This window comes from Streptomyces sp. NPDC017448 (genome assembly GCF_044330565.1).
Taxonomy (GTDB): domain Bacteria; phylum Actinomycetota; class Actinomycetes; order Streptomycetales; family Streptomycetaceae; genus Streptomyces.
This window is the reverse complement of record NZ_JBIRLM010000005.1, coordinates 330,453-342,232: the sequence shown is the minus strand read 5'-3', so window position 1 is coordinate 342,232 and position 11,780 is coordinate 330,453. Positions and strand designations below refer to the sequence as shown.

13 protein-coding genes and 1 pseudogene are annotated in these 11,780 nt (G+C 72.3%); 7 read left to right on the top strand and 7 right to left on the bottom strand.

The window, feature by feature from the left end:
- Positions 1 to 48: 48 nt before the first annotated feature.
- Positions 49 to 939, bottom strand: a complete 891-nt coding sequence (locus tag ACH4K1_RS12180; protein WP_398088821.1) for a DUF4253 domain-containing protein — start codon at positions 937 to 939, stop codon at positions 49 to 51.
- Positions 940 to 1,066: 127 nt separating this feature from the next.
- Between ACH4K1_RS12180 and ACH4K1_RS12175 the strand changes: the two genes are divergently transcribed.
- From ACH4K1_RS12175 to ACH4K1_RS12155, 5 genes are all read left to right on the top strand, one after another.
- Positions 1,067 to 1,714, top strand: coding sequence for a hypothetical protein (locus ACH4K1_RS12175; protein ID WP_398088882.1), 648 nt, complete (start codon positions 1,067 to 1,069; stop codon positions 1,712 to 1,714).
- 66 nt (positions 1,715 to 1,780) lie between these two features.
- Positions 1,781 to 2,743, top strand: a complete 963-nt coding sequence (locus tag ACH4K1_RS12170; RefSeq protein WP_398088819.1) for an alpha/beta fold hydrolase — start codon at positions 1,781 to 1,783, stop codon at positions 2,741 to 2,743.
- Positions 2,744 to 2,919: 176 nt separating this feature from the next.
- Complete coding sequence (locus ACH4K1_RS12165; protein WP_398088817.1) at positions 2,920 to 3,312, top strand: hypothetical protein; 393 nt, start codon at positions 2,920 to 2,922, stop codon at positions 3,310 to 3,312.
- A gap of 295 nt (positions 3,313 to 3,607) precedes the next feature.
- Positions 3,608 to 4,813, top strand: a complete 1,206-nt coding sequence (locus ACH4K1_RS12160; RefSeq protein ID WP_398088816.1) for a sensor histidine kinase — start codon at positions 3,608 to 3,610, stop codon at positions 4,811 to 4,813.
- Between the two features lie 35 nt (positions 4,814 to 4,848).
- Positions 4,849 to 5,538 (top strand): response regulator, encoded by a 690-nt coding sequence (locus ACH4K1_RS12155; protein ID WP_398088814.1) that lies wholly within the window; start codon positions 4,849 to 4,851, stop codon positions 5,536 to 5,538.
- A 180-nt stretch (positions 5,539 to 5,718) separates the two neighbouring features.
- Here ACH4K1_RS12155 and ACH4K1_RS12150 read toward each other — a convergent pair whose 3' ends face one another.
- The 3 genes from ACH4K1_RS12150 to ACH4K1_RS12140 all read right to left on the bottom strand — a co-directional run bounded on the left by ACH4K1_RS12150 (position 5,719) and on the right by ACH4K1_RS12140 (position 7,180).
- Positions 5,719 to 6,099 carry a peptidoglycan-binding protein gene (locus ACH4K1_RS12150; protein ID WP_398088812.1) on the bottom strand — a complete coding sequence of 127 codons (381 nt, stop codon included), beginning with the start codon at positions 6,097 to 6,099 and terminating at the stop codon, positions 5,719 to 5,721.
- 282 nt (positions 6,100 to 6,381) lie between these two features.
- Positions 6,382 to 6,636 carry a transposase gene (locus ACH4K1_RS12145; RefSeq protein ID WP_398088810.1) on the bottom strand — a complete coding sequence of 85 codons (255 nt, stop codon included), beginning with the start codon at positions 6,634 to 6,636 and terminating at the stop codon, positions 6,382 to 6,384.
- 37 nt (positions 6,637 to 6,673) lie between these two features.
- Positions 6,674 to 7,180, bottom strand: a complete 507-nt coding sequence (locus ACH4K1_RS12140) for a DinB family protein (RefSeq protein WP_398088809.1) — start codon at positions 7,178 to 7,180, stop codon at positions 6,674 to 6,676.
- A 225-nt stretch (positions 7,181 to 7,405) separates the two neighbouring features.
- Here ACH4K1_RS12140 and ACH4K1_RS12135 point away from each other — a divergent pair, with 225 nt between their 5' ends.
- The gene (locus tag ACH4K1_RS12135) at positions 7,406 to 7,975 is read left to right on the top strand and encodes a dihydrofolate reductase family protein (protein WP_398088807.1); all 570 of its coding nucleotides are present in this window, start codon (positions 7,406 to 7,408) and stop codon (positions 7,973 to 7,975) included.
- A gap of 25 nt (positions 7,976 to 8,000) precedes the next feature.
- Here ACH4K1_RS12135 and ACH4K1_RS12130 read toward each other — a convergent pair whose 3' ends face one another.
- From ACH4K1_RS12130 to ACH4K1_RS12120, 3 genes and pseudogenes are all read right to left on the bottom strand, one after another.
- Complete coding sequence (locus ACH4K1_RS12130; protein WP_398088880.1) at positions 8,001 to 8,243, bottom strand: DUF397 domain-containing protein; 243 nt, start codon at positions 8,241 to 8,243, stop codon at positions 8,001 to 8,003.
- Positions 8,244 to 9,026: pseudogene (locus ACH4K1_RS12125) on the bottom strand (Scr1 family TA system antitoxin-like transcriptional regulator); the annotation flags it as partial.
- 165 nt (positions 9,027 to 9,191) lie between these two features.
- The gene (locus tag ACH4K1_RS12120) at positions 9,192 to 9,944 is read right to left on the bottom strand and encodes a DUF4232 domain-containing protein (protein WP_398088805.1); all 753 of its coding nucleotides are present in this window, start codon (positions 9,942 to 9,944) and stop codon (positions 9,192 to 9,194) included.
- A 258-nt stretch (positions 9,945 to 10,202) separates the two neighbouring features.
- Here ACH4K1_RS12120 and ACH4K1_RS12115 point away from each other — a divergent pair, with 258 nt between their 5' ends.
- A complete protein-coding gene (locus tag ACH4K1_RS12115; RefSeq protein ID WP_398088804.1) occupies positions 10,203 to 11,756 on the top strand; it encodes a helix-turn-helix domain-containing protein in 1,554 nt (517 codons plus the stop codon).
- The last annotated feature ends 24 nt before the right edge of the window (positions 11,757 to 11,780 follow it).

The following is an 11,780-nucleotide window of genomic DNA, read 5'->3' as shown; positions in this document are numbered from 1 at the left end:
TCCGCCGTCCGGCCGGCCGTCGTCCGGCCGCCCGGCCTCCCGGCGTGCTCAGTCCCACCAGAACGACCACGCTTCCTGGTCCAGCACGGCCTTCTCGGCGTACGCGTGCAGGTCGTAGGGCGGGGACTGGTCGATGTTGTCCGGGCAGAACGCGTAGTGCTCGGCGGCCAGGGCGCGGGCCTCTTCGATCGTGGCGGGCGGGCGGCCCACGGAGACGATCATCGTGTCGAAGCCGAGGAGTACGACCCGGGCGTCGTACCGGTCCTCCCAGGAGCGGAGCACCGCGCAGAGCCGGGCCACGTCGTTCTCGTGGTTCATCGGTCCCGTCCAGCCGATCGCCGCCGGTATGTCGGCGCTGCGGCGGGCCGGGACGAGAGCCGTCCGGGTCTCGCCGAGCCACAGGTCCGCGTCGGCGGCGACGACGCCCGCGATGCCCGCTGCCACCGTGTCCGCGGACTCGGCGGACTCGGCGGCCCCGGCGGACTCCCGGGCGGGGACGGGCGCGAGCCCCGGCCAGGGGCCGGGTCCTCCGGACCGCTCCCCGCTGTGCCCGCTTTCTCCGACCTCTCCGCTCTCCCCGCGTTCTCCGCTCCCTCCGGCCGGCGCGCCGCCCACCTCGTCGTCCGCGTACTCCCTCCAGTAGCCCGCGAGGACCTCGTCCGCGTCGTGGTCGCCGGGGTACGACGCGCTGGCGGGGGAGAGGTCCCAGTCCTCGGGCCACTGGTCGCGGTGGCCGCCCGTGACCAGCACCGGCAGCAGCCCCACGCGCCGCCCGGCCGCCCGCAGCCCCGCCCAGTCGCGCGGGTCGGCCGCACCGTCCGCGTACCAGAGCAGCGGCTCGTGCCAGGGGCCGTCCAGCGTGGCGTCCACCAGGGAGCCGGGAGGGAGGTCCAGGCCGGCGGCGGCCAGGTCGGGCAGGGGGTTCGGGAGCATCGCCATGGTGGGGAGACTAGGCGGCGGCACTGACAGCCCTCGGGGCGGCGGCCCGTGGCGCCCGGGCGCGGCCGGCCCCGTAAAGCCCGTGCGGAGCCGACGGCGACCCGGAACACTCGACCGCGTGATCGTGATGCAGCCCGTCCTGGAACTCGGCGCCCCCGACGATTTCTCCCTCTGGCCCGTCGCCGCGTGCGCGCCCCCGGGGTTCATGGCGCTGAGCGGAACACTCACCCCCGCCGAGGTCGGAACGGCGCTGATGCTGATCGCCCGCTGCAACGACATCGACCCCGACCCCGCCGCCGGGGACGACCGTCCGCCGCGCCCGGCCGACCCGCTCGGCTCCTTCCTGCACGGGCTGCTGACGTTCGAGGACCTCTTCGCCGCCGGTGGCCTGCGGGTCGTGGACCGCTCGACCGGCGCCACGCTGCTGCCCGGTTGCTGCGGCGGCCTGGAGAGCCGGCGGGACGTGTACGCCGTCCTCGACGGCACCGGATGGGCCTTTTTCGGACACGACCCCGACCCGGTCGTCGAACGGTCCGACGACGTCGTCCGGTGGATCGTGGACGTCGAGAGGAGCGACAGCCCCGTGATCGAGTCGTCCACCGCCGAGGCGCGCCGACTGCTGGCAGGGGTCGAACGCGACCTCCTCGGCTTCCTCGCCCTGACCAGTGGCTGGGTCCGGCTCCACCTGCCCGACCGCTACGCCGGCCCCGTCCTCGACGCACTCGTCCGCGTCCTCGCCGCGCCCGCGGGCGGCCTCACCGGGCAGACTTCCTGACATCGCGACGTGCCCGGCGTCCTAAAGCCGGTACAGGGCGGGGGTGGCTCGTTAATGATGTCGAGCATGAGTTTGTTCGTCGATGATCCCTGCCGTCTCGGAACCACCCGTCTCTCCGACGGGAGGGTGCTCGGCTGGGCCGAGTGGGGGCCGGAGGACGGGTTGCCCGTGCTGCTCTCCCCCGGGGCCGGGACCAGCCGGTGGCTCGGCATCGGGGCGGGGGCGGCCGAGACGGAGGGTGTCCGGCTGGTCTCGGTGGACCGCCCCGGGCTCGGGGTCTCCACCCCCGCGCCCGACCGGACGTTCACCGACTTCGTGGACGACGTACGGGAGTTGACCGGGCTGCGCGGGCTGGGGCCCCGCCCCGCCATGCTGGGGAACTCCCAGGGCGCGCCCTTCGCCCTCGCCTGCGCGGCGGCCGGGGCCGTCTCCGCGCTCGCGCTCGTCTCGCCCGCCGACGAGGTGGCGGCCCCGGAGTTCGCCGCCGCGCTCCCCGACGACCTGCGGGGTCTGGTCGAGCGGGTGGCGGAGGACCCGGTCGGCGCGGAGAAGGTGTTCGCCGGGTTCGACGGGGACGCGCTGCGGCGGTTGGTCCTGGCCGGGAGCCCGGCGAGCGACCTCACGGTGTACGAGGACCCCGGCTTCGCCGCCGCCTACGGCCGCGCCCTCGACGAGGGGTTCGCGCAGGGGGCCGCCGCCGGGTACGCCCGCGACACCGTGCTCGCGATGGGGCGCTGGCCCATCGACCTCGGCGCGATCACCGTCCCGGTCGAGGTCTGGTACGGCGAGGAGGACGCCTCCCACTCGCCCGACCTCGGCCGCCGGCTCGTCTCCCGCATCCCCGGAGCGCGGCGCACGGTCGTGCCCGGCGTCGGCGGCGCGCTGCTCTGGGCCGCCGCCGAGCCGATCCTGGCGTCGCTGGCGGAGACCGTACGGCCGGACGAGCCGGAGGAGCGGGACTGGCGGGAGGAGTGGGCCCGGCGGGAGGAACAGGGCCGCCGGGAGAGACCGGGCGCCGGGCGGCCGTGACCGGCGCGGCGGGCAGCTCCTCACGGTGCCGTTCCCCACGGGCCTGTTCCCCACGGGCCTGTTCCCCACGGTGCCGTTCCCCACGGGCCTGTTCCCCATGGGACAGCCCTCAGGCCGTATGTCGAAAGGCGGGCCTGCCGAGGTGGAGACCCTGGGGTGTGATTAGTGTCAGAAGCATGGGAACACCAGTGCTTCAAGCGGTCGAGGCGAACGGGACGTCGTGGGACGACCCTTCTGAGGAACAGCTGCACGACCTGCTGGCCGACATGAGTCTCGGATCACGATTCGTCGTCGTGCGGCGACTTGATCTGGAGCCCGCAGACCAGCACTACATGCAGGTCTACCTCAATGACGACCTGAGCTATCAGGTGGAATACCGCGAGGGAGGGCCGGACAAGCACTTCCAGGCATGGGTGCCTCGCACGCACGAGGTCTTCGCAGTGGAACCTGTGGCCGAGGTGCTCCAGGGCTGGGCCTGCGGGCGTCCTGGTTGGCGTGACGCTTTTTCTTGGGCCCCGTGGTCACCTGCAGAGCCATGCGCCCGTCACGCCCCCACAGCCACTCGCTGACAACTGCCACCAGAACAGACGCTTCGTAGCGGACGGCCGGTTCGTCGTACCTCGTAGCCACGGCTCGGTGCCTTTCGGGTCGGTTGATGCCGCATTCGACCGTGTGTCCGGCCCTGTGGTCTTCCGGTCCGGACTTCGGTGGACGGCCGCCACGGAAGCCGGGACTCCCGCGGTTTCGCACCGGGTCGGCCTTGTCCGGGAGGGCGCGGCGGATCCCGCGGCTGCGGGTGGTGTCGTCCGGGCGGTCAACCCCCGGGTGGACGACGCCTGGAGCCGGCGCCCCTACGCTGCGGGGATGCAGGGAGGCAGAGGGCGGATACGTGTCGACCCGCTGGTGGTCGACAGCTTGCTCGGGTGCGTCATGGCCGTCGTGACCGTCACCTACGGGCGGCAGGCCTATGCCGCCCAGTACCAGGGGGAGGGCTGGCCGTCCTTCGGCGTCCTCGCCATCGCCCTCAGCCTGGCGGTGAACCTTCCTCTGATGCTGCGGGGACGTGCGCCCTGGGTGGCGTTCGGCATCTCGTGCGGTGCTCTGGCCGTCTACACGGCGGCCGGTTTCCAGCCGTCGACGAACTTGTGGGCGCCGCTGCTGGCCTGCTACACGGTGATCGTGCGCAGCCCGGCGCGGCGCGCCGCGTGGGCCGCCGCCGCGACGGCGGCGGCATGGGCGGCTGCCGGCCTGGCGGCCCGTCTCTCGGTAGAGCTTTCCCTGACCCAGGCCGCCCTCGGCGTCGGGGTCGTCTGGGCGTGGGCCACGGGCAGCCGCCGCCTGGCTCAGCGCAACGTGCAACTCGCCGAGCTGACGGCTCAGTTGCGCCGGGAGCAGGAACTGCGGGCGCAGCACGCCATCGCTCAGGAGAGGCTGCACATCGCCCGCGAGCTCCATGACGTCGTCGCCCACCACCTGTCGGCGCTGGCGGTACAGGCGGGGCTGGCCGAGTACGTGTTCGCCTCCGACCCGGCGGCGGCCCGGCAGGCGGTGGTGTCCGTGGGGTCGAGCAGTCGGCAGGCGCTGGAGGAGATGCGCGGCCTGCTCGGCGTACTGCGCACCGGGACGGAGAGCCCCGACGAGGAGAACCTGTACCGTTCCGCGCCGGGTCTGGAGGCGCTGGACGATCTGGTGCGACGGACCCGGGCGTCCGGCCTGGACGTCACATGGTCGGTTTCGGGACAGCGGCGGCCCCTGCCCCCGGGAGTGGACCTGTGCGCCTACCGCATCGTCCAGGAGGCGTTGACCAACTCGGTGAAGCACGCGGGCCCCGGCGCACGGGTCTCCATCAGCCTCGGCTTCGGCTCTGACCTGCTGACCGGTGAGGTGACCAGCCGGGGCGGTACCGCGCCGGCGGCCGAAATGCCGTCGACCGGGCTCGGGTTGATCGGCATGCGGGAACGGGCGAGACTCTACGGCGGGTCACTGCGGGCGGGGCCGAGAGCCGAGGGGGGGTTCGAGGTCGTCTTCACCGTCCCCCTGGTCCCACTCGACACAGCCGGGGGCGCGTGACACCTCCCCCGCACATACGGGGGGAGGCGGCAGCGATGACACGGCTGCTGATCGTGGACGACCAGGCCCTGATCCGGGCCGGGCTGGCAGCACTGGCCGCGGCGGCACCCGGCCTGGAGGTCGTGGGGCAGGCCGCGTCCGGCGAGGAGGCGGTCGAGCTCGCGGCGGAGTTACGGCCGGACGTGGTCCTCATGGACATCCGTCTGCCGGGGATGAGCGGCATCACCGCGCTCCAGCACATCCTCGACCGGGCTCCCCGGCCGAAGCCGAAGATCGTCATGCTCACGGTCTTCGACCTGGACGAGTACGTGTACACCGCCCTGCGGTACGGCGCCAGCGGGTTCCTGCTCAAGGACACCCCTCCCGAGCGGCTGCTGGCCGCAGTCGCCCTGATCGCCGAAGGGGAGATGCTGTTCGCCCCGACCGTCACCCGGAGGCTCGTCGAAACCTTCGCCCACCGGCCGGAGGCGCCGCGGGCGCAGCCTGCCGGCCTCGCCGAGCTGACGGAACGCGAGACGGACGTCCTGCACCTTGTCGGGCAGGGCCTCACGAACGATCAGATCGCCCAGCGCCTCGTGGTGAGCATCGCCACCGTCAAGACGCACCTGAACCGCGTCATGTCCAAACTCGGCCTGCAAAGCCGGGCGCAGGCCGTGGTCGTCGCCTACGAGAGCGGCCTGGTCTCCCCCGGACAGGCGGGCGCGCAGCGGCCCTCCGCCCCGTAGACCGTGACCGCGGTCGTCCGCCGTGCCGGCCGGGTCGCCGTCGGATCGCGTCCGGAGGCGACCGCTCGGACCGGCACAGGGGGTGGAACCCGTCGGAGGGGGTGCCGGCCCGCGGAGCGCGGGCCGGCACCTCATGGCGTTCCGTGGTCGTTCCGGTTCACCGGTCCCGACCGGCCGCTGTCACCAGCCGCGGAGCTTGGACCAGGTGTTGGGGCCGACCTTGCCGTCGGCCGTGAGCCCCCGGCTGCGCTGGAAGGCCTTCACCGCGCTTTCGGTGCCCGCGCCGAAGACGCCGTCGACACCGCTGCTGCCGATGTTGAAGCCCCACACGTCCCGCAGGAGGCACTGCACCTCGCGCACCTTGTTGCCGCGGTCGCCCCGGTCGGTGTACGGGGTGCCGGACTCCCAGCCGCAGTACCAGCCGGAGGCCGTGGTGGCGGCCGTGGCGGCCGGCACGGCCTCCGCCGGGGCGGCCGCGGCGACACCGGCCGTGCCCATGAGGACGGCGGCGGCCAGAGCACCGCCCGAGAGGAGCACGGCGGACTTCTTGGTGTTGATCATGTTTCTTCCCTTCTCGGCGTGACAGAACGTCGCGTCGGACCAGCCCGACCGCGTCCCCCGAAGGCGCGGCCGGGGTGGGCCCCCTTGTGCGGAGTGCCGCCCCGTCCGGGGCGGCGGTCGCGACGGACAGAACGTATGCGGGCTGCCGGTGTCCGCTCGTCGCCCGACGGGTTGATCCTCTGCCTCAACCCCTGGGTCCAGTTCCGTTCGCTCTGCAACCACGGCACCAGACCGGGCCCGTGGCGCGTACAACCACGGTCGCAGCGACATCCGGCCGGCCGGTCATGGACGTCGCGCGAGCAGCGCGGTGAAGACCTTCTCCCACGTTCCCTCGGCCGCCCACATCCGCAGACGGCTGTGGGCGCCCTCCCAGGACCCGAAGCGCTCGGGCAGGTCCCTCCACGGTGTCCCGGTGCGGTACGTGAACGCGATCGCGTCGATCTCTTGCCGGTGATCACGCCACCGCCCACTCCGCTTCGGAGTCCGATCCGGCGGCAACGGCTCGATGCGTGCCCACAGGGCGTCGGTCAACGACACGCATCAACCAGCGATCCGATGATCTGAAGGGAACGGCTTAGTAGCCGGTCGCGCCGTCGAGCAGCTCGCGCAGGATGTCCAGGTGGCCGTTGTGGCGGGCGGTCTCCTCGGTGAGGTGCAGGAGAATCCAGCGCAGGTCGACGTGGAGGCCGTTGCGGATGGGTTTCCGGGCCCGCTCGTCCAGCTCGTGGCCGGCGACCAGTTCGCGGTAGCGGGCGCTCTGTTCGGCGTATTCGTCGAGCAACTGCGTGAGCGGGAAGTCGACGGCGATCCGCATTTCGCGGTCCGGGTCCTCGTCCGTCATGGGGGCCAGGTCCTCCTCGCCGAGGAAGACCACCTGGAACCAGTAGTACTCGACCCAGCGGAGGTGGTTGACCACTCCGCTCATGGTCATCAGCGGCGAACCCGGCAGGAGCGCCTTGCGGGCGTTCTCCGGGGAGACGCCTTCGCACTTGGCGCGGGCGGTGTCGCGTGCGAAGTCGAGGAACGTGGTGAGCTGGGTGCGCTCGTCCCACGCGGGCGGTGTGTCGTTCATTCGTGTCATCGCGCGAAGCGTGCCCGATCACCGCGACCGGTGTCGAGGCGTTAAACGACGGGCCCGATCCGCGTCACACCTGGTCCGGGGAGTCCTCCGTACGCCACGGAGGCGGCCGGGGGCGCCGGACGGGCGCGGCTCGGCCTGTCTGTCAGTGCTCGGGCATAGGGTCGAAAGCCGTTGCGCGCCACCCGGTCCGCCCCCGGCGACCGGGCCGATCCGGCAGGAGCCGCTGTGAACAGGATCGTCACGTCCATCTCGCTCTCCCTCGACGGATTCTTCGAGGGGCCCGACCAGGACATCGACTGGCACACCGTGGACGAGGAGCTGCACCAGCACTTCAACGACCGCCTCCGCACGATGGGCGCCTTCGTCGAGGGGCGCGTCACCTACGAGCTGATGGAGGAGTTCTGGCCGACCGCCGATGAGGACCCGGAGAACGAGGGGCCGATGGCCGAGTTCGCGGGGATCTGGCGGGAGATGCCGAAGCTCGTGTTCTCGCGCACGCTGGACAGTGTGGGGCCGAACGCGACCCTGTTGCACGAGGTCGATCCCGAGCAGGTGCGCGGCCTGCGGGACGCCGCCTCGGGGGATCTGGTGGTCGGCGGCGCGGGTCTGCTGGAGTCGTTCCGGCGGCACGACCTGATCGACGAGTACCGGATCTACGTCCACCCGCTCATCCTCGGCCGGGGCCGCCGCTTCTTCCCGGACACGGAGGAGCGGCAGAGGCTCCGACTGCTGGAGACCCGGACCTTCGGGAACGGTGTCGTGCTGCTCCGTTACGAGACGGTCCGGGCGTCGTGAGCCGTACGGCGGGGGGCCGGGCGGGTCAGGCGGTGGCCGCGTAGGCGGCGAACGCCGACCAGGCCGAAGGCGCGACGGTGAAGGTCGGGCCTTCGACGTCCTTGGAGTCACGGACGTGAACGGCGGCGGGGTGCGCGGCGATCTCGACGCACTGCCCGCCGTCGCTGCCGCTGTGGCTCGACTTCCGCCAGTCGTACGCTACTTCGAGGCATTGGCCGCCATCATCGCCGCTGTAGCTCGACTTGAACCAGTTCAGTGCGGTGCTCATGGTCTCTCCCAGTAAACGGGCCAGCAGGCGCAGGGTCTCTTCTGGGGTGAGCGCCTGGGCTCGCAGCATCGCATATCTCTGGGCGAGGATGCTGACCTCATTCGGGTCGGTGATCAGTTGGCTGCCGCGCTGGGTCTCGGAGTAGGCGACCCGCTGGTGGTCAGGTGTCTCCAGAAGAGTGAATGGCCCATTCAGTCCCGCGTGGGCCGTGCTGCTCAGCGGGAGCACCTGGAGGCAGACGCCCGGCAGTTGGGCCATCCCGTGCAGGTGGCGGAGCTGCTCCCGGTGCTCCTCCTCCGACGTCAGCCTCATCACCAGGGCCGGCTCCCACATCACGATGCTCGTGGTCGGCGGTTTCTTCCGGTGCAGGATCTGCTGGCGTTGCAGTCGCGTCGCCGTCTGCGTCTCGATCTCCTCCGGGCTGTAGACCGGAATCCTGTTGCGGAACATCGCCTCCGCGTACGCCTTCGTCTGGAGCAGGCCGGGGATGACCTGGTTGTCGTACCAGGACAGCGTCAACGCGTCCTGCTCCATGTCGATGTAGTCCTCGGCCCACAGCGGAATCAGGTCGACTTCGGGCATGTTGTCGACCGCCGTCGACAGGGCGCCCTTGGTGCCCAGCAGGTCGTCCATCGTGTCCGCCAGGTCCGGGACGAGGGAGCGCCTGCCCTGCTCGATGGAGGCGATCGTGTCCTCCTGTACGCCTGCGGCAAGGGCGAGTTCGGCCTGCGTCATGCCCGCTTCGAGGCGGAACCGGGCCACGAGCTTGCCCACGAGCTTCATGGACGAGGCGTTCTTGCGCAGTCGTTTTCTGGGGTGCATACGGTTCCCCCTCCCACCTCGGAAACCACTTCACGCCTGCGCGACCCGTACAAGAAATCTGTACGGGTCGCGCAGGGTGACAGCAGGTCAGGCGCTGGCCCGAGATGCCGACTGGGCGGGTTATTCCTAGAACATCAGTGCGGTCTCCAGGTCCGACTGCCAGTAGGTGACGAAGCCCCGGCTGTCCGTGACGGTGCCCGCCGGGAGCTTCAGCGTGGTCTCGCCCTTCGGCTGGTTGTTCCTGTCGACCGTGATCACGCCGAGGTTGGCGCTCTTGACCGGCTCGTCCTCACCCGGCTCACCCAGGAGCGCGATGCCCGCGTACGCCTCCTCGCCCGGGGAGAGGGTGACGACCGCCTGCGGCTTGCTGTCCTCCAGGATCGGGTACACGGCCTGCGCGTTCTCGAAACGGAGGAACGGGGCGTAGTACGCGGCGCAGTCGGTGGAGCCGGTGTTGGTCACCGTGAGCAGCAGGTGGTTGATGGGGCGGCTCACCGAGGAGACCTTGACGCGGGAGTTCTTGGGCGTGCAGGCCGGGATCGCCGCCGCCGCCTCCGCGTCCGGCGCGGCCTTCGGCTTCTTGCTCCGGTTGTCGCCGGTGCCGGTGCCGGTGCCGGTGCCGTTGCCGCCCGCGTGCTTGTCCCCGGCGGGGACGGTCTGCGCCTCGGGCTTTCCGGCCGCCGGGGCCTCCGGCTGCTCCGTGTCACCGGTGCCCGTCTTGTCACCGGTGCTCGTCGCCGCGGGGGCCGCCGTCCCGGTCGCGGAGCCGGCCGTCTTGGTCCCCATCGCCTCGTCCTCACCACCGCAAGCGGTGAGGGAGAGGGCGGCCACCAGGGCGGTGGCGGCGAGGGCGGTGGTGCGGAAGCGGTTGGTGCGCATGGCGGTGGTTCTCCCCGTACTCGATGTGCTCGATGGATGAGTTGAGTTGAGCCGGCAGGACGCTGCGCCGGGCCCGTCGGGCGGCCGGTCCGCAGCAGTGCTGCCGTGGTCTGGTCCGAGCTTGTGGGATGGCGGATTCCGGCCGCAACGCCCGCCGAACCATTGGGGATGCTGGAACGTCTACGCGTACGGTGACCTGCGGGGATTCCGCGTCCCTGGAACGCCGTTCCGGGACGCACGAGGAAGGGGAACGCCGTCGTGGCGACGCCGGAGGCCGTGGAGTTCGCGGCTCTGCTGAAGAATCTGAAGGACCGTTCGGGACGCAGCTACGGGGTGCTCGCGGGGAAGCTGCACGTCAGTACGTCGACCCTCCACCGGTACTGCAACGGGGACGCCGTGCCGAACGAGTTCGCCCCCGTGGAGCGGTTCGCGCGGGTGTGCGGGGCCTCGGGGGACGAGCTGGTGGAGGTGCACCGGCGGTGGATCATCGCGGACGCGGCCCGGCGGCGGCCCCCGGCGGGGACCGAAGCCGGGGCGGGCGCGGGCGCCGGGACCGGGGCCGCCGCTCCTGGGGCGACCCGCGGCCCTGCGGCGGCCGTCGAGCCCGAGCCCGGCGGGGTCTCCGAAACCGTTCGGGGCCCGGAGGGCGCGGAGGCCGATCGGAGTGCCCCGGGCACCGGGACGGCCGAAGCCCCCGAGGCGGCCGCAGCTCCCGGGACGGCCGCAGCTCCCGAGGGCCGTGTGCCCGCCGGGGCCGTCGAGCTGACCGTCCTGTCACGTGAGGGCGGCGACGATGGCGGGCGGGCGGGTACGGCGGCCCCCGGCTCCCGGTGGTCCCGGCTCTCCCGGCGTACGCGGGTGCTCATCGCCGCCGCCGGGGTCGCCGCGCTCCTCGTGCCCACCGGTGTCGCCGCCGTCGACCTCGTCGGGTCGGGGAAGGAGGGCGGCGGAAGCGCGGCGGACCGGGTGGAGGACGGGAGCGGGGGGCTCGCCGGGGCCCCGGAGGGCACCGCGTCGGCCACTCCGCGCCCCTCCGCCAGCCCGTCTCCGGCCGGCCCTTCGGCCAGTGCCTCCGCCTCCGCCTCCGGGTCCGCGTCGGGGAAGCCCTCCGGGAAGCCCTCGGCGGCCTCCGGGGCCGAGCGGTCGCAGAGCGGGAGCGAGCGCGGCGGCGGAGGCGGGGACACCACGGGCCTCGGGGCTCCGCCGACCGTCAGCATCTCCTCGTACAACTGGGACGAGCCCTGCGGCCAGCACTACCTGGTCAACCAGGGCCCCGAGAAGCTCGACCCGCCCCCCGCCCCACAGGACCGGCGCGGCTGGGCGGAGTCGTACGGCGGGGTCGACGCCGGGAACATGCTGCTCCAGCTCACCGTGCAGGGGACCTCGCGCGAGGCCGTCGTCCTCAAGGGCATGAACGTGCGCGTGATCTCGCGGAAGGCTCCGCTGCCCTGGTCGGCGTACCTGATGGGCAACGGCTGCGGCAGCGGGATCACGCCGCAGACCTTCGCGTCCCACCTCGACGCCGGGCACCCCACCCTGCGGCCGGTGGCGGGGTCGCAGGGGGACATCGAGGTCCCGGCCGTGGACTTCCCCTACCGGGTGACCTCGGAGGACGTGGAGGTCTTCAACCTCGACATGAAGGCCGTGAGCTACGACGTCACCTGGTACCTGGAGCTGGAGTGGAGCAGCGGCGGCAAGGAGGGCGTGCTGCGGATCGACGACCACGGCAAGCCGTTCCGCCTCAGCGGGATGAAGGGGCGGCCGGTGTACGTCCACGGGGGCCCGGGATACGGGTGGGAGCCCGCCGGGTGACCGCGCCTTTCGGGGGCATGCTGG